The organism is Halomonas sp. MCCC 1A11062, assembly GCF_021404355.1.
GTDB lineage: Bacteria > Pseudomonadota > Gammaproteobacteria > Pseudomonadales > Halomonadaceae > Halomonas > Halomonas aerodenitrificans.
In genome coordinates this window covers 23,756-48,216 of record NZ_JABFTW010000010.1, presented here as the reverse complement: position 1 = coordinate 48,216, position 24,461 = coordinate 23,756, and the positions used below count along the sequence as shown (strand labels likewise).

26 protein-coding genes are annotated in these 24,461 nt (G+C 59.7%); 21 read left to right on the top strand and 5 right to left on the bottom strand.

Going from position 1 to position 24,461, the window contains the following annotated elements; all coding sequences use genetic code 11:
* The first annotated feature begins 38 nt into the window (after positions 1–38).
* The 12 genes from HOP58_RS12665 to HOP58_RS12610 all read left to right on the top strand — a co-directional run bounded on the left by HOP58_RS12665 (position 39) and on the right by HOP58_RS12610 (position 9,081).
* On the top strand, positions 39–608 hold the full coding sequence (locus HOP58_RS12665) for a hypothetical protein (protein ID WP_234260482.1): 570 nt from the start codon (positions 39–41) through the stop codon (positions 606–608).
* A 6-nt stretch (positions 609–614) separates the two neighbouring features.
* Positions 615–1,055, top strand: coding sequence for a glyoxalase superfamily protein (locus HOP58_RS12660; protein ID WP_267963426.1), 441 nt, complete (start codon positions 615–617; stop codon positions 1,053–1,055).
* Position 1,056: 1 nt separating this feature from the next.
* A complete protein-coding gene (locus HOP58_RS12655; RefSeq protein WP_234260480.1) occupies positions 1,057–1,575 on the top strand; it encodes an N-acetyltransferase in 519 nt (172 codons plus the stop codon).
* The gene (locus HOP58_RS12650) at positions 1,572–2,138 is read left to right on the top strand and encodes a dihydrofolate reductase family protein (RefSeq protein WP_234260479.1); all 567 of its coding nucleotides are present in this window, start codon (positions 1,572–1,574) and stop codon (positions 2,136–2,138) included. Before HOP58_RS12655 ends, HOP58_RS12650 begins: the two co-directional genes overlap by 4 nt.
* Entirely contained in the window at positions 2,135–2,881 is a 747-nt protein-coding gene (locus HOP58_RS12645; protein ID WP_234260478.1) for an SDR family oxidoreductase, read from the top strand. Before HOP58_RS12650 ends, HOP58_RS12645 begins: the two co-directional genes overlap by 4 nt.
* A gap of 46 nt (positions 2,882–2,927) precedes the next feature.
* Entirely contained in the window at positions 2,928–3,539 is a 612-nt protein-coding gene (locus tag HOP58_RS12640) for a hypothetical protein (RefSeq protein ID WP_234260477.1), read from the top strand.
* A 329-nt stretch (positions 3,540–3,868) separates the two neighbouring features.
* Entirely contained in the window at positions 3,869–6,061 is a 2,193-nt protein-coding gene (locus tag HOP58_RS12635; protein ID WP_234260476.1) for an OsmC domain/YcaO domain-containing protein, read from the top strand.
* Positions 6,062–6,168: 107 nt separating this feature from the next.
* Positions 6,169–6,645, top strand: coding sequence for an NYN domain-containing protein (locus HOP58_RS12630; RefSeq protein WP_234260475.1), 477 nt, complete (start codon positions 6,169–6,171; stop codon positions 6,643–6,645).
* Between the two features lie 87 nt (positions 6,646–6,732).
* Positions 6,733–7,395: a dihydrofolate reductase family protein gene (locus HOP58_RS12625; protein ID WP_234260474.1), complete on the top strand. Its 663-nt coding sequence runs from the start codon at positions 6,733–6,735 to the stop codon at positions 7,393–7,395.
* A gap of 85 nt (positions 7,396–7,480) precedes the next feature.
* Positions 7,481–7,723, top strand: a complete 243-nt coding sequence (locus HOP58_RS12620) for a type II toxin-antitoxin system Phd/YefM family antitoxin (protein WP_103968938.1) — start codon at positions 7,481–7,483, stop codon at positions 7,721–7,723.
* A complete protein-coding gene (locus HOP58_RS12615; RefSeq protein WP_234260473.1) occupies positions 7,720–7,983 on the top strand; it encodes a Txe/YoeB family addiction module toxin in 264 nt (87 codons plus the stop codon). Before HOP58_RS12620 ends, HOP58_RS12615 begins: the two co-directional genes overlap by 4 nt.
* Positions 7,984–8,142: 159 nt before the next feature.
* Complete coding sequence (locus HOP58_RS12610; RefSeq protein WP_234254692.1) at positions 8,143–9,081, top strand: sensor domain-containing diguanylate cyclase; 939 nt, start codon at positions 8,143–8,145, stop codon at positions 9,079–9,081.
* A gap of 33 nt (positions 9,082–9,114) precedes the next feature.
* Here HOP58_RS12610 and HOP58_RS12605 read toward each other — a convergent pair whose 3' ends face one another.
* Positions 9,115–9,561 (bottom strand): isoprenylcysteine carboxylmethyltransferase family protein, encoded by a 447-nt coding sequence (locus HOP58_RS12605; protein WP_234254691.1) that lies wholly within the window; start codon positions 9,559–9,561, stop codon positions 9,115–9,117.
* Between the two features lie 88 nt (positions 9,562–9,649).
* On the opposite strand from HOP58_RS12605, the gene HOP58_RS12600 reads away from it, so the two are divergent.
* Positions 9,650–10,249 (top strand): Crp/Fnr family transcriptional regulator, encoded by a 600-nt coding sequence (locus tag HOP58_RS12600; protein WP_202949084.1) that lies wholly within the window; start codon positions 9,650–9,652, stop codon positions 10,247–10,249.
* Between the two features lie 62 nt (positions 10,250–10,311).
* Here HOP58_RS12600 and HOP58_RS12595 read toward each other — a convergent pair whose 3' ends face one another.
* Positions 10,312–11,094: a siderophore-interacting protein gene (locus HOP58_RS12595; RefSeq protein ID WP_051004634.1), complete on the bottom strand. Its 783-nt coding sequence runs from the start codon at positions 11,092–11,094 to the stop codon at positions 10,312–10,314.
* A gap of 85 nt (positions 11,095–11,179) precedes the next feature.
* Here HOP58_RS12595 and HOP58_RS12590 point away from each other — a divergent pair, with 85 nt between their 5' ends.
* Positions 11,180–11,923, top strand: coding sequence for a TetR/AcrR family transcriptional regulator (locus tag HOP58_RS12590; RefSeq protein ID WP_234260472.1), 744 nt, complete (start codon positions 11,180–11,182; stop codon positions 11,921–11,923).
* A complete protein-coding gene (locus HOP58_RS12585; protein WP_234260471.1) occupies positions 11,913–12,302 on the top strand; it encodes a DUF1801 domain-containing protein in 390 nt (129 codons plus the stop codon). The genes HOP58_RS12590 and HOP58_RS12585 overlap by 11 nt, the downstream gene beginning before the upstream one ends.
* 18 nt (positions 12,303–12,320) lie before the next feature.
* Here the strand turns inward: HOP58_RS12585 and HOP58_RS12580 are convergent, their stop codons facing one another.
* Positions 12,321–12,950 carry a Crp/Fnr family transcriptional regulator gene (locus HOP58_RS12580; RefSeq protein WP_234260470.1) on the bottom strand — a complete coding sequence of 210 codons (630 nt, stop codon included), beginning with the start codon at positions 12,948–12,950 and terminating at the stop codon, positions 12,321–12,323.
* Positions 12,951–13,010: 60 nt separating this feature from the next.
* Here HOP58_RS12580 and HOP58_RS12575 point away from each other — a divergent pair, with 60 nt between their 5' ends.
* Positions 13,011–13,529, top strand: coding sequence for a Spy/CpxP family protein refolding chaperone (locus tag HOP58_RS12575; RefSeq protein WP_234260469.1), 519 nt, complete (start codon positions 13,011–13,013; stop codon positions 13,527–13,529).
* Between the two features lie 144 nt (positions 13,530–13,673).
* Positions 13,674–14,459 (top strand): metal-binding protein ZinT, encoded by a 786-nt coding sequence (locus HOP58_RS12570; RefSeq protein ID WP_234260468.1) that lies wholly within the window; start codon positions 13,674–13,676, stop codon positions 14,457–14,459.
* A gap of 52 nt (positions 14,460–14,511) precedes the next feature.
* Here the strand turns inward: HOP58_RS12570 and fabF are convergent, their stop codons facing one another.
* On the bottom strand, positions 14,512–15,774 hold the full coding sequence (gene fabF, locus HOP58_RS12565; RefSeq protein ID WP_010628162.1) for a beta-ketoacyl-ACP synthase II: 1,263 nt from the start codon (positions 15,772–15,774) through the stop codon (positions 14,512–14,514).
* A 90-nt stretch (positions 15,775–15,864) separates the two neighbouring features.
* Here fabF and HOP58_RS12560 point away from each other — a divergent pair, with 90 nt between their 5' ends.
* A complete protein-coding gene (locus HOP58_RS12560; RefSeq protein WP_234260467.1) occupies positions 15,865–16,503 on the top strand; it encodes a TetR/AcrR family transcriptional regulator in 639 nt (212 codons plus the stop codon).
* Between the two features lie 525 nt (positions 16,504–17,028).
* Here the strand turns inward: HOP58_RS12560 and HOP58_RS12555 are convergent.
* Positions 17,029–18,792: a carbohydrate-binding module family 20 domain-containing protein gene (locus tag HOP58_RS12555; RefSeq protein WP_234260466.1), complete on the bottom strand. Its 1,764-nt coding sequence runs from the start codon at positions 18,790–18,792 to the stop codon at positions 17,029–17,031.
* A 504-nt stretch (positions 18,793–19,296) separates the two neighbouring features.
* Between HOP58_RS12555 and katG the strand changes: the two genes are divergently transcribed.
* The 3 genes from katG to HOP58_RS12540 all read left to right on the top strand — a co-directional run bounded on the left by katG (position 19,297) and on the right by HOP58_RS12540 (position 24,396).
* Complete coding sequence (gene katG, locus HOP58_RS12550; RefSeq protein ID WP_234260465.1) at positions 19,297–21,495, top strand: catalase/peroxidase HPI; 2,199 nt, start codon at positions 19,297–19,299, stop codon at positions 21,493–21,495.
* Between the two features lie 372 nt (positions 21,496–21,867).
* Entirely contained in the window at positions 21,868–22,482 is a 615-nt protein-coding gene (locus HOP58_RS12545; RefSeq protein WP_234260464.1) for a DUF1294 domain-containing protein, read from the top strand.
* A 360-nt stretch (positions 22,483–22,842) separates the two neighbouring features.
* Complete coding sequence (locus tag HOP58_RS12540) at positions 22,843–24,396, top strand: hypothetical protein (RefSeq protein WP_234260463.1); 1,554 nt, start codon at positions 22,843–22,845, stop codon at positions 24,394–24,396.
* The last annotated feature ends 65 nt before the right edge of the window (positions 24,397–24,461 follow it).

The following is a 24,461-nucleotide window of genomic DNA, read 5'->3' as shown; positions in this document are numbered from 1 at the left end:
TTGAGGCGTTCTACGCTTTTATTCAGGAGGAGAGCGGCATGAGCCAGAACTACAAGACACCCCCAGACCAGATCGACATGCAGCGCGCCGAACGCAAGATCCGCTCTGCGGGCACGCTCGGCTTCGTGCTTTTCGGCATAGCGGTGGGTGCAGCCTACTGGCTCTTGCCTGCGCTCATCGTTTTTCCCGTTGAGCTCGGGGAACGTCTGGCCTTTGCCGTGCGTGCCGGCGCCGTGGTGCTGTTCTGTGTGCTGGTGGCCGTCGGCCTGGTCTCCACTGCTCGCCGGTTCTCGCCTGAGGACATCGGCGGCTCGGCTGCCGGGGCGCCGAGCGAGAAACTCGCCATCTATGTGGCGTTTCTGCAGAACACCCTGGAACAGGCGGTATTGGCGGTCGGGTTCTATGTTGCCTACGCCAGCCTGGTGGCAGGAGCGTGGCTCTCACTCATTCCCGTCAGCGTGGCGTTCTTCGTTGTCGGCCGCGTGCTGTTTCTGCGTGGCTACCGGCAAGGCGTGGAAGGGCGCGCGCTGGGCATGGTGCTGACCATGACTCCCGCCATCGTGGGCTATCCGACGGTATTCATCCTGATGGTGCTGAGTTGGCTGTAAAGGTGGTTGTCTGAAGAAGCTCACGGTATATCGTACAACCTTGCGGGCTACTCCCGACCCAAACAGGAGATTCATAGCATGAGCTTCGGCAAGACGACGCCAATACTGCGCATTTTCGACGAAGCCAAGGCCAAGGAGTTCTACATTGAATTTCTCGGCTTCACGGTGGATTGGGAGCATCGCTTCGCGGAAGGCATGCCGCTGTACATGCAGGTTTCCAAGGATGGCTGCGTGTTGCATCTCTCCGAGCATCATGGCGATTGCAGCCCGGGCGCTGCACTACGGATCGAGACCGATGAGCTCGAGGCGTTCCATCAGCAGCTCAATGCCGCTGGATATGGGTTTGCCAAGCCGAACATAGAAGCGATGCCTTGGGGCAGCCAGGACATGACGCTGGCCGATCCGTTCGGCAACCGGCTAACCTTCACTAATGCAGTCAGTACCTGAAATGGAAGCAAACATCGACATACGTGAAGAAACAACTGCCGATATCGATGCCATACACGACGTAACCGTCGCGGCTTTTCGAGAAATGGAACACAGTAGCTATACCGAGCAGTTCATCGTCGCCGAATTGCGCGCCGCTGGCGCCTTGGCAGTATCGCTGGTGGTGGAGAGGGAAGGTCGGGTAGTGGGGCATATCGCTTTCTCGCCGGTAAGCATCTCAGACGACACCATGGGTTGGTATGGCTTGGGGCCGGTTTCCGTACTGCCGGAATACCAGCGGCAGGGCATCGGCAAGGCACTGATCGAAGAGGGCTTGGCCCGGTTGCAAGCCATAGGCGCCCAAGGCTGCTGTCTCGTCGGCCACCCTGAGTATTACGTCAAGTTCGGGTTCCGTAATGTACCTGGGCTCGTCTACGAGGGAGTGCCGCCGGAGTATTTCTTCGCTTTGCCCTTCGGCGATCATGTTCCGCAGGGTAGCGTTACCTTCCATGAAGCTTTTCTTGCAGATGGGCAATCATGAAAACCCAGTACTACACCGCAGCCAGTCTCGATGGCTTCATTGCCACGGAAGATAATTCTCTGGAATGGCTGTTCACTCTGGGCGACCTGAGCGACTCCAGCTACCCGGTATTCATCGCCGAGGTGGGCGCCCTGGCCATGGGGGCTTCCACCTACGAGTGGATTCTGCGCAATGCCGATACCGTGGCGGCCGAAACCGGCTCGCCATGGCCCTACACCCAGCCGACCTGGGTGTTCACCCATCGTAACCTGGCGATTCCCGAAGGAGCGGACGTCCGTTTCGTGCAGGGGGGGGTGGGGCCTATCCATGAAGAGATGCGTGTAGCCGCGGGAGGAAAAAACCTTTGGGTCGTCGGTGGCGGCGACCTGGCGGGGCAGTTTCACGATGCCGGCCTGCTCGATGAACTCATCGTCCAGATTGGCTCCGTTACCCTGGGCAAGGGCAAACCGGTCTTTCCACGTCGAGTACTGAGCCCAACCCTGCGTCTCGAATCGGTACGCCAGATGGGTGCCGGTATGGTCGAGTTGCGGTATGGGGTAGTGGCAAGGGAGGCATCGCATTGAAAAAGGTCCTGGTGGTTACCGGCGGCAGCCGGGGCATCGGAGCGGCCACCGCCCGCCTGGCTGCCGCTGGCGGCTACGCTGTGTGCATCAACTACCGTCACAACGAGGCGGCGGCGCTGGCCGTGGTCGAGGAGATCGCCCATGCCGGCGGCGAGGCGATTGCCATAGCGGGGGATGTCGGTAACGAGGGCGAGGTGATGCGCCTGTTCGCCGAAGTCGATGAGAAGCTCGGCCCGGTCACGGCGCTGGTCAACAATGCCGGCATTCTGGAAAGGCAGATGCGGGTCGAGGAGATGGACGCCGCGCGCCTGAGCCGGGTACTGACTACCAACGTGGTCGGCAGCTTTCTCTGCGCCCGGGAGGCCGTACGGCGCATGTCGACCCGGCACGGCGGGCAGGGCGGGGCGATCGTCAACGTCTCCTCCATTGCCTCGCGGCTCGGCGCGCCGGATGAGTACGTCGACTACGCCGCTGCCAAGGGCGCTATCGACAGCTTCACCATCGGCCTGGCCAAGGAGGTCGCGGGCGAGGGCATTCGGGTCAACGCCGTGCGCCCTGGGGTGATCTACACCGAAATTCATGCCAGCGGCGGCGAGCCAGACAGGGTCGAACGAGTGAAGGTGGGCGTGCCCATGCAGCGTGGCGGCCAGCCGGAAGAAGTTGCCCGCGCCATCCTCTGGCTGCTCTCGGATGAAGCCTCGTACTCTACCGGCACGCTGCTGGACGTAACTGGAGGAAGATAGCGGCGGAAGGTAGCGCTGGCATCAGCAGAGAAGGGAGGCAATAGCCGTGCTGTTCAAGAAGGCGTTTCTCGAAAAGATCCGTGATGGCCGTGCGACGCTGGCCTTCCGACGCTGGCAGCGGCCCACCGTAAAGTCAGGAGGTACGCTGCTCACCGCTGTGGGCGAGCTGCCCATCGTGTCGGTGACCCAGGTCGCGCTCGAGGAGATCTCCGAGCAGGATGCGATGCAGGCTGGCTATGAATCCCGCGAGTCGTTGCTGCGCGAACTCTCCCGGCGTAGTGAAGGCGAGTTCTACAAAATCGAGCTGGGCGCGTTACGCCCCGATCCTCGGATAGCCCTTCGCGAATCGACGGAGCTGACGAAAGAAGAAATCCGTGGCTTGCACGAGCGTTTGCGGCGGCTGGATGAGCGAGCCGCACATGGGCCGTGGACCCGAAAGACGCTGGAAGTGATAGGGAACCGTCCCGGTGTCCGCGCAGGGGAGCTGTGCGAGATGATGGATCTGGAGAAGGAAGCCTTCAAGCTCAACGTGCGCAAGCTCAAGAATCTGGGCCTGACAGAGAGCCTGGGCACGGGCTATCGGCTCTCTCCGCGGGGCCGGAGAGTGCTCGAAGCACTGCAACATGAAGGAGTGCACCATAGTGAGAGCGCCAAGTAAGACGGCCTGAGAGCGGCCATGCTTTAGCCTAATGTCTATGTTGCTTTCAGCGTTACTCAACGTTAATTTGCGTAAACAAAGCCGCAGAGACGGCTCTGACGAAAAAACACAAGTATGCAGGGAACTACCCGGTAACCAGTTTGCCGGGTAGATTCTTGTTTGCCCTACCGCCGGACTCCCTACCGACAGCCACCCTACGGCTCAACTGCCGACTCGCGGCGTATCGCCGAGCCTTCCCCCTTGCCGTCGGTTACCGAAAGCACCCGGGCGGTGTGATAGACTGCGCGCCTCGGCCTGCGCCAGCAACACTTCCCCATCGGTAGCCCGTCATGGAAATCAAAGTCAATTTTCTCGAAAATCTCAGGCTTGAAGCCAAGTTTGACGATTTCACCGTCATCACCGACCAGCCCATCCGCTACAAGGGCGACGGCTCGGCGCCAAGCCCGTTCGACTACTTCCTGGCGTCTTCCGCGCTGTGTGCGGCCTACTTCGTGCGGGTCTACTGTCTGGCGCGCAACATCCCCACCGAGAACATCCGCCTCTCGCAGAACAACATCGTCGACCCGGAGAACCGCTACAACCAGATCTTCAAGATCCAGGTCGAGCTGCCGGAAGACATCTCCGAGAAAGACCGCGAGGGCATCCTGCGCTCCATTGACCGCTGCACCGTCAAGAAGGTGGTGCAGACCGGCCCCGAGTTCCAGATCGAGACGGTGGAGAACCTCGACGAGGACGCCCAGGCCCTGTTGATAGCCAAGCCCGACGAGGACGCCTACACCTGGATCGAGGGCAAGGACCTGCCGCTGGAGCAGACCATCGCCAACATGTCCGCCATGCTGGCGGAGCTGGGCATGAAGATCGAGATCGCCTCCTGGCGCAACATCGTGCCCCACGTGTGGTCGCTGCACATTCGCGATGCCGCCTCGCCGATGTGCTTCACCAACGGCAAGGGCGCCACCAAGGAGAGCGCGCTGTGCTCGGCGCTGGGCGAGTTCATCGAGCGCCTGAGCTGCAACTTCTTCTACAACGACCAGTACTTCGGCGAAGAGATAGCCAATAGCGCCTTCGTGCACTATCCCAACGAGGAGTGGTTCAAGCCCGGGCCCAACGACGAGCTGCCCGCAGGCATCCTCGACGACTACACCCGCGAGATCTACGACCCGGAGGGCGAGCTGCGCGGCTCGCACCTGATCGACACCAACTCCGGCAAGCGGGAACGGGGCATCGTCGCCTTGCCCTTCGTGCGCCAGTCGGACGGCGAGACGGTCTACTTCCCCTCCAACCTGATCGAGAACCTCTACCTCAGCAACGGCATGAGTGCCGGCAATACGCTGCCTGAAGCGCAGGTGCAGTGCCTCTCCGAGATCTTCGAGCGGGCGGTGAAGCGCGAGATCCTCGAACAGGAACTGGCGCTGCCGGACGTGCCCATGGAAGTGCTCGAGCGCTACCCGGGCATCCTTGAAGGCATCCAGGCGCTGGAGGCCCAGGGCTACCCGATCCTGGTCAAGGACGCCTCGCTGGGCGGCCAGTTCCCGGTGATGTGCGTGACTCTGATGAACCCGCGCACCGGCGGCGTGTTCGCCTCTTTCGGTGCCCACCCCAGCTTCGAGGTGGCGCTGGAGCGCAGCCTTACCGAGCTGCTGCAGGGCCGCAGCTTCGAGGGGCTGAACGACTTCCTGCCGCCGACCTTCAACTCCCAGGCCGTCTCCGAGTCGAACAACTTCGTCGAGCACTTCATCGACTCCTCGGGCCTGGTCTCCTGGCGCTTCTTCAGTGCCAGGAGCGAGTTCGAGTTCGCCGATTGGGACTTCTCCGGGGCGAACGAGGAAGAAGCGGCCACACTGTTCGGCATTCTAGAAGAGCTGGGGCTCGAGGCCTACATGGCCGTGCACGAGGACCTGGGCGCGCCGGTGTGCCGCATCCTGGTGCCGGGCTACTCCGAGGTGTACCCGGTGGAGGACCTGATCTGGGACAACACCAACATGGCGCTGGACTACCGCGAGGACATCCTCAACCTCCACGCCCTGAGCGACGAGCAGCTCGCCGGGTTGCTTGAGCGCCTGGAGGAGAGCCAGCTCGACGAGCACATGGACATCATCACCCTGATCGGTATCGAGTTCGACGAGAACACCGTGTGGGGCCAGCTCACCATCCTCGAGCTGAAGCTGCTGATCCACCTGGCGCTTGGGCAGCACGAAGAGGCCCTGGAGCGGGTCGAGATGTTCCAGCAGTACAACGACAACACCGTGGAGCGCGGGCTGTTCTACCAGGCCATGGCCGCGGTGCTGGAGATCGTGCTCGACGACGAGCTGGAACTCGACGACTACCTGCACAACCTCACCCGCATGTTCGGCGAGAAGACCATGGCCGCGGTGGTCGGCTCGGTGACTGGCGAGGTGCGCTTCCATGGCCTCACGCCCACCAACATGCAGCTCGAAGGCCTGGAGAAGCACCAGCGCCTGATCGAGAGCTACAAGAAGCTGCATGCGCACCGCGCCAAGCGGGCAGGCGTGGCGGTGTAAGCCGAACGAGCATCAACACCGGCAGCACACAAGCGCCCCGGGTCGGTTCATACTGGCTCGGGGCGCTGCGCTTGGTGTCACTAGAGCTATAAAAATGAGGCTATCCAATGGATAAAGTGGCCATTTTCGTCGACGTCCAGAACGTCTACTACACGGTGCGACAAGCGTATAAGCGCAATTTCGATTACAACAAGTTCTGGGCCGAAGCCACTGCCGGCAGGGTGGTCGTCAAGGCCATCGCCTACGCCATCGACAGAGGCGACCGTAAGCAGCAAGAGTTTCAGAACATCCTTCGCGCCATCGGCTTCGAGGTGAAGCTGAAACCCTACATTCAAAGAGCGGATGGCTCCGCCAAAGGCGATTGGGATGTCGGCATCACCCTCGATGCCATCGAATACGCCGAGCAGGCGGACATCATCGTGCTGGTCTCGGGCGATGGGGATTTCGCCTTGCTGGTAGACAAGATCCGGCAAGTCCATGGGAAGGTGGCGGAGGTCTATGGCGTACCGCAGTTGACGGCTAATTCTCTGATGAGCGCCGCCAACGAGTTTAAGCCCATCGATGAGAGGCTCCTGCTGTCTTAGAGGGGGCCGGGCTGGCCGGTGGGATGTCGAATCTCATGCAGACCGTTCGACTACTGACCATGCGATGCATCCGTTCAGGAGGCCACGATGAGTCAGCTACGTGTGTCATGCTTCAGCCTGTCGCTGGATGGCTTCGCTGCCGGCGCCGAGCAGAGCCTGGAGAATCCGATGGGCATCAATGGCCTGGAGAATCAGGGCTGGCAGTTTGCGACTGCGACCTTCCAGCGAAGGGTGCTGGGTCAGGCGGGTGGAGAAACCGGCACCGACGATGATTTCGTGGCCCGCGGCTTCGATAACGTCGGCGCCTGGATCATGGGGCGCAACATGTTCGGCCCCGTGCGTGGCCCTTGGCCGGATGAAAGCTGGAGGGGGTGGTGGGGCGACAACCCGCCGTTTCACATGTCGGCCTTCGTATTGACCCATCACCCTCGTCCTCCCGTCGAGATGCCGGACGGCACGACGTTCTACTTCGTCACCGAAGGCATTCATGCAGCTCTGGAGCGTGCCCGCGAAGCCGCAGGCGACAGGGACGTGCGTCTCGGCGGCGGTATATCGACCGTGCAGCAGTACCTGCGTGCGCAGCTCGTCGATGAGCTTCACCTAGCCGTCACACCGGTCTTGCTTGGCACCGGGGAGCACCTGTTCACCGGCCTCGACATGCGCGCGCTCGGCTATCGCTGCGTAAAGCGGGTGGCGACCGAAAAGGTGACCCATATGGTACTCAGAAGAAGCGCAGCAAGAGCGAGCTGATATCCGTCATGATGCGTGCGTGTTGACGTACGTACCGGAAGGCGTACACTACTGAATAGTGTAGTAGTGAATGCAGAGGTGCGTCATGACCGGAATTACCGCTACGGAAGCTCGCAGCAACCTGTACCGGTTGATAGATGAAACTGCCGAATCTCACCAGCCGATTGTCATCATGGGCAAACGGAACAAGGCCGTGTTGGTGTCAGAAGAAGATTGGGCTGCCATACAAGAAACACTGTACCTGCTCTCGGTTCCCGGCATGCGGGAGTCCATCCGCGAGGGGATGGAGACACCCGTCGATGAGTGTGATGGGGAGCTTGACTGGTGACATGGAGATTGGTTTACACCAAGCAGGCACAGAAGGATGCAAAAAAACTGGCCGCAAGCGGCCTGAAGCCCAAGGCTCAAGAACTGCTGGAATTGATTTCGCAAGATCCCTACCGCAAACCGCCACCCTTTGAAAAACTCGTCGGTGATCTGGCGGGTGCCTACTCACGGCGGATCAATATCCAGCATCGCTTGGTTTACCAAGTGCTCGAAGGCGAGCGAATCGTAAAGGTGCTCAGGCTCTGGAGCCATTACGAATAGATTCCGAAGAGAGGGGCTGCCAGCCTCATCGATAACGAAAACTATCGGCTCCATTAATGGCTTTATTAGCCTGATTCCATCCACCCTGTGGCACACTGGAGCATTAGCAGGTTCGATCCGGCACGGACGCGCATAGCAGCCTAGTGGAGCCCACGCACTATGAGTGACGATGCCGCGCCGTTGAGCGTAGATACCGCTGTCTACAAAACACTGCTGGAGTCTACCCAGGCCATCCCCTGGAGAATCGACCTCCAGACCATGCGCTTCTCCTACATCGGGCCGCAGATCGAGCGGCTGCTGGGCTGGTCGCCGTGCAGTTGGGTCACCGTCGACGACTGGGTCGAGCGCATGCACTCGGAGGATCGTGAGCGGGTGGTCAGCTTCTGTATCGAACAGTCCAGGAATGGCATCGATCACGAGGCGGACTACCGTGCCCTGAAGACCGACGGCAGCTACGTGTGGATACGTGACGTCGTGCACGTGCTACGCAACGAAGCCGGCGAAGCGGAAGCGCTGGTCGGCTTCATGTTCGACATCAGCGAGCGCAAGAAGAGCGAAGAGAAGCTGATGCGGCTGCAACGGGAACTCGAGGAGCTCTCGTATCAGGATGGCCTCACCGGTGTCGCCAACCGGCGCCTGCTCGATTCCGTACTGGAATCGGAGTGGGCCAGCGCCAAGCGCGCCGGCCAAGCCCTCTCGTTCATCATGCTCGATATCGACTGCTTCAAACTCTACAACGACTACTACGGCCATCTCGCCGGTGACGATTGCCTGCGCCGGGTGGCGCACATCGTCAGTACCTCGGCCGCACGACCTCGCGACTTGCTGGCACGCTTCGGTGGCGAAGAGTTCGCTCTCGTATTGCCGGAAACGGACCTTGAGGCCGCCTGTCAGGTGGCAGAGCGCTGTCGAGCCGCCCTTTGTGATGCAGCCATACCTCATCGCGCTTCCGACGTCTCACACCTCGTCACCGTCAGCATGGGCGTGGCAACCGCTACCCCAGCGGAAGGGGGGATCCCGGCCAGCCTGATCGAACAGGCGGACCGGAGGCTCTATCAGGCCAAGCAGAGCGGGCGGGACCGTATCGTTGGGGAGTGACAGGCCCGCTCAGCTCGGTTGAGGCCGGCAAGCCTAGAGCCAGCGGCGCACCGCTGCCTTGTAATCGAGGTAGGCTTGGCCGAACTTTTGCTGCATGTTGCGCTCCTCGACCGGGATGTACCAGAAGTTGACCAGCAGGGCGAAGCAGAGCGCTGCCAGGAAAGGGGCTGCTGAGCCAAGGCAGATGGCAAGGCCCGTCAGAGCGATGACGAAGCCGAGATACATGGGATTGCGCGTTACCGCGAAAAGGCCTTGCCGGGTCAGCGAACCGGGTTCACCGAAGGTGTCGATGTTGGTTTCCAACCGACGGAACAGGTGTGCATGCCACTGGGCGATGCCGAGACCAACGAGCAGCACCGCAATGCCACCCCAGCGGTACGGCGTCTCCCATAGGCGCACGAGTGGAGCGTAAAGATCCAGCAGAACCATGATGACAGCGGTGAAAAGTAGCGCACTGGGCGGCAGGATGAGCCAACGCATGATGAGTCTCCTAAGGGGGATATTGGCGGCAGCATCCCTTGGTGATGTACGGTCAGCGTTAACCTAGGTTAATGAGCGGTGAAGGATAGTGAGCGCGGCAAAGGAAATTCTCGAGCGGCTGGCGGGCGATTCGCTACCGGACTGGCACCTTGTTGAGTCTGCGCTACGGCGTAAGACACTGGCATCTGGTGAGTGCTTATTCCTGGTGGGAGTTGCCCATCCAGTCGTCTATTTCGTGAAAAGCGGCGTCATCAAGATGGTCTACGAAACCTACGACGGCGATGCCTGGGTCAAGGCATTTGCTGCCGAAGGTAGGTTCTTTGCCAGTATTGCCGGGCTATCACCCGGTGGCGTTACCAGCTTCAGCGCCGTTGCCGCTTGTTCGGCCTCGGTCGAATCGCTGCCATACCACCTGCTGGATCAGCTAGGCGACAAGCACCCACAGTGGCAGCGTGCCCTGCGGAAAGGTTTCGAGCTCTACGGTTTTCGCAAGGAAGCGCGTGAGCGCGACCTGCTCACACTCTCTGCGGAGGAACGCTATCAGCGTTTCATCGAAGAATACCCGCATATCGCCGAGCGAGTGACGGATCGGGACATAGCAGGCTACGTCCGGGTTACGCCCGTTGCCCTCAGCAGGATCAAGGCACGCATCAAGCTCAGGCAAATGGATGATCGTCTCGACATATGAGGGGTGATGAGATCGATTTGCGGAGCCGCTGTCCGGTTCGATGAAAGAGCAGATGTGGCGCATTAATGTAAGCCTCGCTTGCCCAGTGCCCAGAAGGGCTTCGTCCTGATCGCATCCCGGGGCCAGCCGCGCTCCTCGATCAGGTGATGTCGGGCCAGCTGGCAAGTGCGTGCTTCACCGGCAATGTAGGCGAAGCCAGGCTGGCCCGGGAGATCCAGTTCCGCTAGTGCTACCAACAGGGTGGTAGATGCTACGGGTGAACCCCCGTTTCGGTGCACTCTAAGCAACGCCCCACTGTCAGGCAGCGGCAACTCCTCTCCCGCGTTGGCGCTTTCGAGTACGCCATAGAGCCGAGCTTCGGCGGGCATGGCGGCGATCATCGCTGCGAAGGCGACCGTAGCCGTTTCTTCGCCAATGAACAAATGGTAGTCGGCCGCCTGCGGTACGAAGTCACCCTGCGGCCCCCAGAAAGTCACGGTTTCTCCGGGGCTAGTACGTTTCGCCCATTCCACGCCAATGCCATCACCACGGTAGAGATGGACACATAGGTCGATGTATTGGTCCTCGCGGGAATAGTGCCAGATCGTGTAGGTGCGCAGCGTCTCGGCAGGGCGCAAGATCCCATAAAGGGAAAGCGGATCGTTAATCTCGATCCGAACGTGTTGGCCCGGGATGTACGAGAGCTCACCCAGCGCTTCGGATGCTATGCGAATCCGGCGCATCGAGGGGGTAACGTCTTCCACCTCGGTGACCACGCCGTGAGAGAAGTGCTTGGCCAGTAGTCGTGCCAATGGATTGCGAGATGCCCGCTGCGAAGGCAGAGGCCGGTGCTGTGATGACGTCATGTCCATGGTTCCCGTCAGCTTAGTTAGAGGGTATAACTGACAGTAATGGGTGTAACATGTCAAGCAAATTGACAGGGAGCATTCAATGGCGACGCAGGTGAGCAGACGCGAGAGGTTGAGGCAGGCTACCTTGGCAGAGATACGCGAGGCGGCGCGCAATCTATTGATTTATAAAGGCACGGCTGCGGTAACCATCAACGCCATCGCCCGAGAAGTGGGCATGAGCGGGCCGGCGGTGTACCGCTACTATGAGAGTCACGATGACTTGGTGAGCGCACTCACTGCCGAATTCTACGAGGAACTGACCGCTGACATGAAGGCCGCGGGAGCGGCGACATCCGGCACACCGGGGCAACGCCTGATAGCGATGGCACGTGCCATGCGTACCTGGGCCGTTAGGCACCCTGCCGAGTTCGGCTGGGTGTTTGCCAGCCCGGTGCCGGCGGTCGATATACGCAACCCGGAGTCCTCCAGGCACCAAGCGGGGGTGGCGTTCGGTAAGACGTTCTTGGACCAATTGGTGGAAGTGTGGGAGACCAAGCCGTTCGCCGTCCCGGCGTTGGATGAGCTGGATCCTTCTCTGCTAAGGCAACTCCAAGATTACTCCGAAGCTATTGATGGGCTATTGCCGCCTGAAGCTGTCCATGTCTTCCTATGGTGCTGGATCCGCTTGTACGGCTTATTGTGTATGGAGATCATGAACCAACTCGCATTCGCCTACAGTGATATGGAGCCGGTTTTCGAAGAGTGTCTGGAGGAAATCTGCGAGAAGCTATCCATTCGCTACGAGCGCTGCATCAGCCAAAGGAGGGGGCGCGATGCATCCTGACATCCTCGACTACAACCAACGGCAGGAGCCCAGCGACCAAGCCATCTGCGACCTCCTGGCCGAAACCATCGAACGGCACCTGCCCGAGGCCGAGGGCAAAGTGTGGCATGCCCATCCCGTATGGTTCCTCGATGACAACCCGATAGTCGGCTACAAGAAGCTCAAGCACTGCGTGCGGCTACTGTTCTGGAGCGGCCAGTCCTTCGAAGAGGAAAGCTTGCAGAAAGAGGGTAGCTTCAAGGCCGCGGAAGCCCGCTACACCGCCGCCGAGCAGGTCAACGTTGAAGACCTCAAGCGCTGGCTCGGTAAAGCCCGCGACATCCAGTGGGATTACCGAAACATCGTCAAACGCAAGGGCCGGCTTGAACGGCTGAAGTGAAGGGCGTAGGCCACATCCTCAGTTCTGCAAAGGCGCTAGCCAGACTTGCCGGCCATCGCGCCGAACTCTTCCCTCACGCTCAAGCTGCGCCAGCGCGCGATAGACCGATTCATGCGTCAGCCCGATCTCTCCGGCCAAAGCCTTCCAGCTACCCGGCAGCGTGAACTCCGCGTTCTCTCCGCTGGCGTGCGCTTGTAGATAGGTGAGCAGGCGCTCTTGGGCGCTGGATATGTTGAGAATCTCGATGCGCAGGCGCGCCTCATGCAGCCGCCGGGCCAGGTCGATCATGAGCTCGGTCGCCAGCGTCGGTTGCCGCTGCATGCCTTCGACTACGGCGACCTTGGGCAAGCTGAGCAGACAAGCCTCGGTGTCGGCCATTGCATCGCAATGGTAGCGAGCTGCGAACAACGAAGCCTCGGCCAACCAGCGGGCGGGGCCGGCGCGGTCAACGGTCACTTCCGCTCCCGCCGGATTCATCCTCATCATCCGCATCTGGCCGGACAGGACCACGTACACCGAGGCGACAGGCTCCCCGGCGCGGAACAGCATCTCCCCGGAAGCAAGCCGGCGCCGATGGCCAGGGCGGCCGGCTAGCGTCTCCAGGGTCGAGGCGATGCCCGGTAACGGACTGGATATGATCTCGCTCATATCCAAATGATGCTGCCGGGCCCACTCTAGATGCAACCGAAACCGAGAGAGGGCATTTCAATGACACGTCTGCTGGCTTTTGTGCTGTTAGTTCTCACCACCGGGGCGGCCCAGGGGGAAGCGGCAGGGCACGGCTCCTACGCCGGGTTCCATTCACGCGAGATCAAGGCGCTCTCCGCCAGCGACGTGGAAGGGCTCCAGCAGGGTAGAGGGATGGGGCTGGCCCTGCCGGCGGAGTTGAACGGCTACCCAGGCCCCATGCACGTGCTGGAGCTGGCCGACACACTGAACCTGACGGAAGAGCAGCGGGAGCGCACCGAACAAGCCTTTGAGCGCATGCGTGAACGTGCCAGTGAGCTTGGCGAGCAAGTGATCGAAAGCGAGCGCGAACTCGATCAACTCTTTGCCAAGCAACGCGCAACGCTCGAAGAAATCGAGCGCCTCACCGATCAGACGGCTCGGCGCTGGGGGCAGCTACGAGCGGTTCACCTCGAATACCACCTGGTCATGCTCACGGTGCTCGATGACGAACAGGTTCGGCGGTATGTCCACCACCGCGGCCACGGCCATCGCCACTAGTGAGATCTACCGGCTACACCCGCATCGAGAGGTAGTCTCAGTTACTGAAGTGTGCTTGACTGTGAAAGCAACGTTATAGCATAGCATTTTGCCATTCGTCTGGATGATGAAACCCGAGCCAAGAAATGGAAGGAGTGTGTACCAATGGAACTGACATTACCCAAACAGATGAGCGCCGTAGCCGTCAGCCTTCTGATTGTGGCAGGGACGCCGCTGGCCATCGCACAGAGCGGAGATTCCGCCTCTGCCGAAGAGAGTGCCGGCAATCACGATCATAGTCACGAGCACGATCACGAGCACGAGCACGATCACGACCATGACAACGGTCACGATCACGACCATGACAACGGTCACGACCATGACAACGGCCACGATCACGACCATAGCCACGACGAGGACATCTACGCGGGCTATTTCGAAGACAGTCAGATCGAGGATCGGTCCCTTTCCGATTGGGAAGGAGACTGGCAGTCCGTCTACCCCTACCTGCAGGATGGCACTCTCGATGAAGTGTTTGCTCACAAGGCAGAGCAAAGCGACGAGAGAACCGCCGAGGAGTACAAGCAATACTATGAGACGGGCTACCGGACGGACGTCGATCGTATCGTCATCGAAGGCGATTCCGTCACCTTCTACGAGGACGACCAGGAGAGGACCGGTCAGTACGTCTATGACGGGTATGAAATCCTGACGTACGACGCCGGGAACCGAGGCGTCAGGTTCATCTTCGAGCGCGAAGAAGGCGACGAGGACATGCCGCAATACATCCAGTTCAGCGACCACGCCATTTTTCCGACCGATGCCCACCACTTCCACCTGTATTGGGGAGACGATCGGGAAGCGCTGCTGGAAGAGCTCACCAACTGGCCCACCTACTATCCGTCACAGCTGGATGCCGAAGGTATCGTGCAGGAAATGCTGGCGCACTGAACAGGCGCCTCGCTCATGTGCCGGTAGCGTTTGCTACCGGCACACTTCCCACCTACACCTTGCTCACGATCAGCGCGGCATTCACCCCACCGAAGCCGAACCCGTTGCACAGCACGTGCTGAGTGGCGTGCTCCCGCGCCTCACCGACGATATCCAGATCGTGCAGATCCTCGTCGCGGTTCTCCAGATTCAGGGTCGGGGGCAGGCGGTCGTGCATGGCTGCCAAGGCAGAGAAGATGCTCTCCACGCCGCCGGCGGCACCCAGCAGATGCCCGGTCGAGGACTTGGTGGCGGAGATCGGAATGCCACCCAGGGCGTCGCCGAAGGCGTTGCGCAGGGCGGCGATCTCGGCCCGGTCGCCCACCGGGGTCGAGGTGGCGTGAGCGTTGATGTGATCGATATCTGAGGGAGCGAGCCCCGCCATTCGTAGCGCGGCCCGAATGGCTGCCGCGGCACCGCCGCCATCTTCCGGGCCGGCGGTGATGTGGTGAGCATCGGCGCTGGTACCGTAGCCGCTGAGAATGGCCAGCGGCGTTGCCCCGCGCGCCTCGGCATGGGCCAGGGTTTCGATCACCAGCAGCCCTGCGCCTTCACCCATCACGAAGCCGTTGCGGCCCTGGTCGAAGGGGCGTGACGCCTTGCTGGGGTCGTCCTGTTCGGTGGAGAGCGCCTTCATGGCGTGGAAACTGGCAAGCGAGAGCGGGTCGATACAGGCCTCGGCGCCGCCCACCAGGGCCACCTCGGCCTCGCCGCTGCGGATCATGCGCATGCCGTCGCCGATGGCCTGCACGCCGGCGGCACAGGCCGTGACCGGGCAGCCAAGCGGTCCGCGCAGGCCATAGCGAATCGAGACGTTACCTGCCGCCAGATTGGCCAGGAAAGCCGGCACGGTGAAAGGGGAGAGCCGGCGGTGGCCGCGGGTCGTCAGGGTGTTCTGCGCCTGTGTGATGGTAGGGAAGCCGCCGATGCCAGAGCCGATGATGGTGGCGGTGGCCAGCCGGTCCTCATCGCTCTCGGGGAACCAATTGGCCTGGGTCAGCGCCTCTTCGGCGGCGGCCATGGCATAGAGGCTGAACAGCTCCAGCTTGCGACGCTCCTTGGCGTCCAGCACGCGGTCCGGATCTAAACCGGCTTCAGGATCGTCCTCAATGCCGGGTACCGCGCCTGCCACCTTGACCGGCAGTTCGCCGGTATCGATGCGGGTGATCGGAGAGATGCCGGAACGGCCGGCGAGAAGGCGCTCCCAGCCTGCCTTGACGCCGCAACCAAGGGGACTGATCATGCCCATGCCGGTGATGACGAGCGGTGATTGCATGGTAATTTCCTGAACAGCTTGGGGTTGTGCCACGCTAACAGTCAGGTTGATATGATCAACATAATATTCACCGTGGGAGTGTGAGTTGCCATGCCCTACTCGACGAACCACAAGGCCAAATCGCGCGAGCGTATTCTCAAGTCGGCCATCGAGCTGTTCAGCCGCAAGGGCTTCGAGAAGGTCTCCATCGCCCAGATCATGAAGCTGGCCAAGATGACCCACGGCGCTTTCTACGCCCACTTCGCCTCGAAGGAAGCGCTCTACCACGCCTCGGTGCGGGAAACCCTCGAGAGCAGCCGCGCGGCCAGGCTGGTCAAGGGGCCGCTCTCGGTGAAGCACCTGACCGAGCTGGTAGCCAACTGCTGGAATCTCCAGGAGCTGGAGCGCAAGCACAAGCCGGGGCCGGAAACCGTGCTGTTCAACGAGATCGGCAACGAGAACGCCGAGGTCCGCACGCTATTCGAAGCCTCCTACCTGAGCATGAGAAAGATGCTGGAAACCCGGCTCATCGCCTTGAGCCGCCTGAAGAAGCTGCCCTTCGAAGCCGACCGCGAGGTCATCGCCGACAAGTCCCGCGCCATTCTCGCTTCCCTGGTCGGCGCCGTGGCCATCGCCAAGAGCCTGCCCGGTGAGCAGGAACGACAGCACATCCTCAACGCCGCCCAGCGCAATATCCTGCAGATGCTCGGCGTCAGCGAGAGTGAGCTGGAAGGCATGCTCGATCTATAGTTGTCCGACTCAGCCGAGTCGCCCATATTTATCGCTGGTAACTTATCCGGAGTAGGGCGATGGGTGAGCCGGCGCTGCGCAGTGCAACGAATCTGAGCCTGGTGCTCGGTCCGATTCTCATGTTCCAGGGGCGACGGCTACGGCGCACCATCCCGCGCTTGCCGGAGGCGAGCGGTCCTTGCACCGGGCTGGTGCCGGGCGCTTCTCCCACTCTCACTTCTTCTCCAACTCTCAACCTCCTGCTGATCGGCGAATCAACGGCCGCTGGCGTGGGAGCTGCTCGAGCTGGTCTCGGCAGTGCGCGAGCGTTGCGGCTCAGTACCTGTCGTCTTCGCAGCGGTGCCGCCCATGGGGCGCTTTCCTGCGCTTCCCCAACCGCAGCGGGCAGTGCTGGGGCTGCGTGCACGCTGAAGAGCGGAGCTAAGCCAGGGGGGAGGTCACGGTGGCTTCGAGCTTCCGGTGCAATTCGGTACTGCCGGAAAACGGCCCGGCAGTACACGACGCATGATGGCCTGAGCCATAGAATCAGAAGCTTCCTGAAGTGCTCACCGTAGAGCCGGCTTGCCCGGTTTCAAGCAGGTTGTTGTTCCCGGGTTGCCACTCCAGCATGCTCTCAGGCTCGGTCTCGCTGCGCTTGATGCACTTCCATTCGATATTGGCATTCTCCGGCATGTTGAAGGTGCCGCTCCAGGTCGGGTAGTTCACTGGCTCGAGCTTGAGCGCCTCGGCGGGCGACCAGTTGCCTAGTGCCTGGTTGCTGCCGGTCACATAGACACTCTGGCCAAGTTCCGTGGTGCCGTTCGCACAGGTAAAAGACACGCTTACGTTCTCATCGCTGGGCGGATCGTCATTGCCGTTACCGTCACCATCGCCATTGCAGAGCGCACCCACGTGCAGCGCCGCGGCCTCCATCGAGGGAACGTTCAGCGCGACCTGGCCACCCTGCACGCTGACGCAGCTCCCGTCTCCGGCGATGTTGCGGTAATCACCATCTGGAAGCGTGGTATCGAAGGTGCGTGAGAGGGAGGCGCCTTCCCGGTTGATGGCGACGAAGCCCTCGCTGCCCCGGTTGAAGGCAATCTGGTTATTACCGTTGTCCCACCAGCCGGTTACCTCGGTGCCAGCGGTGACGTTGCGGAACTCGACCATATTGGCGATGGAGCTCCAGCGGTGCTCACAAACCCAGGCGCCACCGCACTGTGCACTACCATTCTGGTAGACGTGCTCGGCAGGCGGCCCGTGTTCGCTGTCGGTGAAACTGAAGCTCGACATCACCTTCGGATAACCATAGGGCCAGGCCAGCATGAATACATTGGCGAGGTTGTATAGGCTGCCGTCCTGATAGGTCAGTATATTGTCGCCGCCAGCGCCGTGGCCGCGCTGATTGTCGTGGTTATCGGTGAACACCACCGCATCTTGGCTGGAGAGGAATCCCCAGGCCTCGCCGAAATTGCTCAGGTTGGCAAGGCGCTGATTCTTGAAGACATCGCCGATCGAGGCGCTGTAGCGAAACTCCGTGACGTCGGAAAGGCCGGTGTACTCGTCGGCGCTCACCGCTTCACCGCCCAGGTCGATCACCTCCTGGAAGACGTAGAGGGGATCGTTCACCCGCGAGAGAATACCGCTGATGTCGGACGGCGCCATGTGCTTGGCCGCATCGACGCGAATGCCTTTCACTCCCAGGGAGGTCAGGTGGTTCAGGTAGCCGGCAAGAGTGCTTTGTACGTAATCGTCCGAGGTGTTCAGGTCGGGCAGGCCCACCAGCCGACAATGCCGCACCCGCCAGGCATCGTTGCGGTAGTCTTCGGGCTCGATGTCGCAGTGGGGGTGGAAGTCATTGCTGCTGTAATCGGGATAGTCGAGGGAGCCGGAGTCATAGGATGAGCCGGCGGTACCGGTACCGTCCCCGGCGGCGGCCATGTGGTTGATTACCGCGTCCACGTAGATATCCACGCCGACGGCGTTGCAGCGCTGCACCATGTCGGCGAACTCGTTGGCATCGCCACTGCGGCTGTGCAATTGGTAGCTCACCGGCTGATACCGGGTCCACCAGGTGTCGCCTTGTATGTGTTCCTGTGGTGGCGACACCTGAACGGCGCTGAAGCCCTTCGGCGCGAGAAAATTCTCACACTCCTGTGCCACGTCGGTCCATTTCCATTCGAACAGGTGAACGAAGGTACCGGCATGAGCCTGCTGGGTAGGTAGCGCCGTAGCCGCGCCAAGGGCGCCTAGGCCGAGGGCGCCCAGACCGAGGGAGGAAGTGGCGATAAAGCGATGCAAAGGGATCATTGGGTACTCCTGTATTGCCCAATCCTTGTGATGTGGTGCATCTAACGGCCTCAGCCAGAGCCTGCTTGTTCTTGATTCGCAATAGCTGATAAGCGCCAACGGTGCACTGCCCGACCATCGGTCAGAACCCCCTCTGGAAATGAAGAGAGGGCGTAGCAGCTGGGAGGATAGAGACGCTTAGGAAGGGGGGGCGCAGGAGGGGAGGGAGCGTAGGAGAGAGCGGAGGAGCAGCGACATTCGCCGGTTACCGGCTGTGGGCGCAACATCTCTCGGCGGTCGTCGAAACGGCATGCGGCTTCACTGAGTAGCCCCATAGCCTACCCCTATCGAGCCGAAAGCCTCCCTCTTGCTTGACGGCTTCGTTCCTGACTCCTTCACTGTATTTTGACGGCTTACAGGACGCCTCACTTCCTTCTGGCTCGGTCAGAGGGTGCTGAATCCGAGGCGATACAAAATCGTCAGTCCAACTGTCCTGTAGGCCACCATCCAGTCGAGGAGAAGACCGTGTCCGATCAAAAGCCTACACGCCGGGAGTACGGGGCGCGCACCACGTCCCGTCTGCAGGGCAACGAGCACTGGTGGCCCGACCAGCTCAACCTCAACATTCTTCATCAGAAGCACCCCGATGCCAGCCCGTTCGGTGCCGACTTCAGCTATGCCGAGGCGTTCTCGCAGCTCGATGTCGATGAGCTATGCGCCGACCTCGATGCCTTGATGACCGACTCGCAAGACTGGTGGCCCGCCGACTGGGGCCACTACGGCCCGTTCTTCATTCGCATGTCGTGGCATGCGGCCGGCACCTACCGCGCGCTGGACGGTCGCGGCGGCGGCGGCACCGGCGCCCAGCGCTTCGCCCCGCTCAACAGCTGGCCGGATAACGGCAACCTGGACAAGGCGCGCCGCCTGCTGTGGCCGATCAAGCAGAAGTACGGCGAGAAAATCTCCTGGGCCGACCTGCTGGTGCTCGCCGGCAACCGGGCGCTGGAAACCATGGGCTTCCGCACCTTCGGCTTCGGCTACGGGCGCGCCGACATCTGGGCACCGGAGGACGACATCTACTGGGGCCCCGAGACCGAATGGCTGGCCACCAACGACGAGCGCTACACCGGCAGCTGGGAAGACGGCAGCCGCACGCTGGACAACCCCCTCGCCGCGGTACAGATGGGCCTCATCTACGTCAACCCGGAAGGCCCCAACGGCGTGCCGGATGCGATGAAGTCCGCCCAGGACGTACGCGAGACCTTCGCCCGCATGGGCATGAACGACCGCGAGACCGTCGCGCTGACGGTAGGCGGCCACACGTTCGGCAAGATGCACGGCAACGGCTCGCCGGATGCCGTGGGCGAAGCGCCGGAAGGCTCGAAGATCCACCAGCAGGGCTTCGGATGGGCCAACACCAATGAGACCGGCCTCGGCGAGTACACCGTGACTTCCGGCCTCGAAGGCGCCTGGACCCCGACCCCAACCAAGTGGGACAACTCCTACCTCAACACCATCTTCGCCCACCAGTGGGAGGTGAAGAAGTCGCCCGCCGGCGCCAACCAGTGGCAGCCGGTCGAGGTCAAGGAAGGCTACTGGGTGCCCGACGCCCACGTGGAAGGCAAGAAGAACCCGCCGGTGATGAACACCGCCGACATGGCGATGATCACCGATCCCGCCTACCTCGAAATCGCCAAGGAGTATCACCAGAACCCGGACGTGCTCGCCGACGAGTTCGCCCGCGCCTGGTACAAGCTGCTGCATCGCGACATGGGCCCGCGTGCCCGCTACCTCGGCCCGCAGGTGCCGGACGAAGAGCTCATCTGGCAGGACCCGGTACCCGAGCACCAGGGGCCGCTGGTCAACGACCAGCAGATCGCCACCCTCAAGCAGCAGATCGCCGACTCCGGCCTCACCGCCAAGCAGTTGGTGAGCACCGCCTGGGCCTCGGCCTGCACCTACCGCCAGACCGACCACCGCGGCGGCGCCAACGGCGCGCGCATTTGTCTCGAACCGCAAACCGGCTGGGACATCAACCAGCGCTCCGGCGTGTTCGAGGTGATCGACAAACTCGAGCAGATCAAGGACGCCTCGGACGCCAACATCTCCCTGGCGGACATGATCGTGCTGGGTGGTAGCGTCGGGGTCGAGATGGCGGCCAAGGCGGCGGGGCACAACGTCACCGTGCCGTTCACCCCGGGCCGCACCGACGCCACCCAGGAAATGACCGAGGTGGATACCATCGCCTACCTGGAGCCGAGGCACGACGCCTTCCGCAACTACATGCAGCCCCAGGCGACCTCCATCCCGGCCGAGCACCTGATGGTGGACCGTGCCTTCATGCTCAACCTCAGCGTACCGCAGATGGCCGCGCTGCTCGGTGGCATGCGCGCCATCGGCGTCAACGTGGGTGACAACAACGACGGCATCCTCACCCACCGCCCCGGCCAGCTGACCAACGACTTCTTCGTCAACCTCATCGACATGGGCACCGTATGGGAGCCCCTCGACGAGAGCGAAGAGCGCTTCGAAGGCCGCCACCGCAAGACGGGCGAGAAGAAGTGGACCGCCACCCGCGTCGACCTCGTGTACGGCTCCAACTCCCAGCTACGCGCCATCGCCGAGGAGTACGCCGCCAACGGCGGTGAGGAGCGCATGATCGACCGCTTCGTGAAAGGGTGGGTCAAGGTCATGGAAAACGATCGCTTCGACCTGCACCGCTGAACGACAGGTCCGCGGCTGTAACGCGGACCTGTCGTAAATAACAGACCCCGAAGGTTGGTTATCCAACCTTCGGGGCTCTTAATTATACCTAATGCTTTAGTTGGCATTGCCCTAAACGTTTCCCTTGGTTACGGTTAGTAAAAAGCCGCAGTAGACGGCTAAGTAACCAAGACGTACTCAGGGACTGCCGCATTAGGATGATGCGAATCATTATCCATTCTGCCAGCAGGGGCGGTAGCGTGCCCCGACTCCCCATTATTCCCGCCTGACGAAATCAAGTCTTATTTACATTTCCTAGTAACTTACTGAATTCAAATAGATTCGCTCGCACATGGTATTCTCTGCAAAAGACTGACTCAGAAGAGATAACCCATGCGCCATGAAGGCAAACTCACCGAGTGGAACGACGCCAAGGGCTTCGGCTTCATCACGCCAGCCGCAGGCGGCCCTCGCGTGTTCGTCCACATCAGCGCCTTTCCCCGCGGTGGGCGCCGCCCAACAGTCAACGAGCCGATTACCTACCAGCTGGCACAAGATAGCCAGAACAGACCGAAAGCGCAGAAGGCGCTCTACCTGAAAGCGGCACGCCACGCATCACCACGCTCCAAAGGGCTGATGCTGGCATGCGCCATCGCCGCTGCATTCTTCGCGCTCCTGGCAGCTACGAGCGCTGCCGGCCACGTGCCATGGCAGCTCCTCGCGGCATACGCACTGCTGAGCGTGATCACCTTCGCCATGTATGGCATCGACAAAGCCGCAGCAGGGAAGGGCAGCAGGCGCACACCGGAAGCCACGCTGCTCTTCGCAGGCTTGATCGGTGGCTGGCCCGGCGCGCTGGTGGCGCAGCGACTGTTTCGGCACAAAACCAGGAAGCAGCCATTTCAGGCAATTTTTTGGTGTGGGGTGGTGATGAATTGTGGGGTGGTTGGGTGGCTTGTTTATACGGGTGAGGCCGCGCGGCTTTTGGCTGGTTTAGGATTCGGTTAACTGGCATGGTTCGTAATGCTTAGTTGCCTCTCTCCTTTTCTATTAGTTTGGGCGCATACAGTGTATTGGTTCCGGAAAAACGCGTACGTGTGCGAATTCTGTATAGGTGGTCGAGTTATACTTAGGTGCTGGACAAATCAATTAGCTGAAAGTAATGGAGCGTGTTGGCTAATATTGTTGAACGCGCAGGGTGTTCATTAAATATCAGGGCATGCAGTCCAATCACTGCTAGGCGTAAATGCAACCAAATTATGGAGAATCCGCTTGAAGCTTAATAGGGAAATCCTGCGGGACCAGTGGTCTAGCGAATATACGGAAGATTATAAGAGCTGCTTAAATGCGAGGGGCCTATATGACACAATGCAATTCGTACTGAGACTGAGGCCTGATCTCCACGCTCTCCTTAACGGAGTTGAAAGTGGAATCGCAAAGCCAGGCGATTATGATTTCGATACAATCCAGGCATTCTCTACTTATTTCCACGAAACAATTCATTGGTGGCAACACTCTGGCTCTATTTCCGGTTTGATCTTAAGCTTAAGTTATCCTTCGCAGACTCATATCAACCATTCTTATCTAAAGCGATACTTAGATATTGTTGGGCCGGTTAAGTCAATCAAAAAATATAATGAACTGAACGCTAAAGAGGTTAATCCTGAAGATGATGAATTTAAGACCATAAATATAATTTTGAATAATTTCCATGACATTGAGTTTTTCAAATTCAGGGTTATAGTGCCGGAGTCTGTAAAAAAATTCTCTAATGATAGCCTATTCGAATCAGTAGGCCATTCTTTTCATATCGCGTATTCATCTTTCATCAATCTCCTTTCTTCTTGTTTTGACCGGGAGCTTAAGTTTTTTCCTAACGCAAAAGATTGGGGAGAAGGTTTTGAAAAGTTAAGCAATGATAAGGTCGAAGGCTATTATCATGGCTCTAGTATCGGGGTCCCGCCAGTGGGCCTAAAAGAAATCTACGAAGGTCAGGCCAGATTTTTGCAAATGCAATATCTTTTCTTTGCGTCCGGAGGCAAACTTACTTGGGATGATTTCGAAGAGCTAGGTATGCTTAACGGAGTTTATTATAAGGCGTTTGCGATGTTTCTGGAGCTTACAGAGACTGAGCGCCCAAATTCAATAGATAGCCCAATAGTCGCACTATTTCTTCTGATACTTGACTTGGCAATGAATCCTGGAGATGGTTTTCCATTCGATATAATGCACTTTGAGTCATTTATCGAATCTGTTGATCCAGGAATTAGGTTTTTCTTTTTATGCCGTATGGTTCCTCTGAAGCATCCTGAGCTTAAAGGTTATATTCAAGACTATTCCTCCTCAGAGTATTTCGAGGCATCTGAATTACTATCGAAAGCTGTAGTTTGTCCATCTCCCATGAAGATTGCCTCTTTAATATCGCGATGGGCTGAGAATGAACCCAGTCTTATAAAACTGATGGAGGAGGAAAGGAAGTTTGAATTCAGTGAGGAGAATCAGCCGATTAGATTAATTTTTTCGAGATTTATAAGATATCAGCAAGACAAGCTCTCTAACCCTGCATATTTTTGTTGGACCGGTGTGTATTTGGCTGGGAATAAGTGCACAGAAGAGAGTGTTCGTCTTTTTAATGAGCACGAAGCCTTATTTAAAGACCAAGCAGATGGAGATATTTATCCAAGGCTATTCGCAGATAAAGACCAGAAATCAGTACAGTCATCATTTGATAAATTCTATGCTTGGGTTGCTACATATAATTTATGTCGTCAGTGGATAATTGACGATGGGGATTTTAGCTATGACTTTTGGTGGTTGACTAGTAAATTTTCAATGGATGAACTGGAGGCTTGGGCATCGGCTCATTTTAAGAATGCGTTTGGAGTACAACCTCAGAGCTTTCGGGTGCTTAATGATGCCTAACAATGTGGTCAAAGTGACGCCAACTACGCTGCGCTCCGTTGGCGCCCATTACCACTGGCGTTATA

Coding starts and splice junctions, on each gene's coding strand:
- HOP58_RS12605 (WP_234254691.1), bottom strand. CDS start 9,561: ATGCGTTGGCTCATCCTGCCGCCCAGTGCGCTACTTTTCACCGCTGTC.
- HOP58_RS12580 (WP_234260470.1), bottom strand. CDS start 12,950: ATGAGCGAGATCATATCCAGTCCGTTACCGGGCATCGCCTCGACCCTG.
- HOP58_RS12650 (WP_234260479.1), top strand. CDS start 1,572: ATGAAAACCCAGTACTACACCGCAGCCAGTCTCGATGGCTTCATTGCC.
- HOP58_RS12625 (WP_234260474.1), top strand. CDS start 6,733: ATGAGTCAGCTACGTGTGTCATGCTTCAGCCTGTCGCTGGATGGCTTC.
- HOP58_RS12610 (WP_234254692.1), top strand. CDS start 8,143: ATGAGTGACGATGCCGCGCCGTTGAGCGTAGATACCGCTGTCTACAAA.
- HOP58_RS12620 (WP_103968938.1), top strand. CDS start 7,481: ATGACCGGAATTACCGCTACGGAAGCTCGCAGCAACCTGTACCGGTTG.
- HOP58_RS12570 (WP_234260468.1), top strand. CDS start 13,674: ATGGAACTGACATTACCCAAACAGATGAGCGCCGTAGCCGTCAGCCTT.
- HOP58_RS12545 (WP_234260464.1), top strand. CDS start 21,868: ATGCGCCATGAAGGCAAACTCACCGAGTGGAACGACGCCAAGGGCTTC.
- HOP58_RS12560 (WP_234260467.1), top strand. CDS start 15,865: ATGCCCTACTCGACGAACCACAAGGCCAAATCGCGCGAGCGTATTCTC.
- HOP58_RS12595 (WP_051004634.1), bottom strand. CDS start 11,094: ATGACGTCATCACAGCACCGGCCTCTGCCTTCGCAGCGGGCATCTCGC.
- HOP58_RS12555 (WP_234260466.1), bottom strand. CDS start 18,792: ATGATCCCTTTGCATCGCTTTATCGCCACTTCCTCCCTCGGTCTGGGC.
- HOP58_RS12575 (WP_234260469.1), top strand. CDS start 13,011: ATGACACGTCTGCTGGCTTTTGTGCTGTTAGTTCTCACCACCGGGGCG.
- HOP58_RS12540 (WP_234260463.1), top strand. CDS start 22,843: ATGCAATTCGTACTGAGACTGAGGCCTGATCTCCACGCTCTCCTTAAC.
- HOP58_RS12635 (WP_234260476.1), top strand. CDS start 3,869: ATGGAAATCAAAGTCAATTTTCTCGAAAATCTCAGGCTTGAAGCCAAG.
- HOP58_RS12655 (WP_234260480.1), top strand. CDS start 1,057: ATGGAAGCAAACATCGACATACGTGAAGAAACAACTGCCGATATCGAT.
- HOP58_RS12665 (WP_234260482.1), top strand. CDS start 39: ATGAGCCAGAACTACAAGACACCCCCAGACCAGATCGACATGCAGCGC.
- fabF (WP_010628162.1), bottom strand. CDS start 15,774: ATGCAATCACCGCTCGTCATCACCGGCATGGGCATGATCAGTCCCCTT.
- HOP58_RS12585 (WP_234260471.1), top strand. CDS start 11,913: ATGCATCCTGACATCCTCGACTACAACCAACGGCAGGAGCCCAGCGAC.
- HOP58_RS12630 (WP_234260475.1), top strand. CDS start 6,169: ATGGATAAAGTGGCCATTTTCGTCGACGTCCAGAACGTCTACTACACG.
- HOP58_RS12590 (WP_234260472.1), top strand. CDS start 11,180: ATGGCGACGCAGGTGAGCAGACGCGAGAGGTTGAGGCAGGCTACCTTG.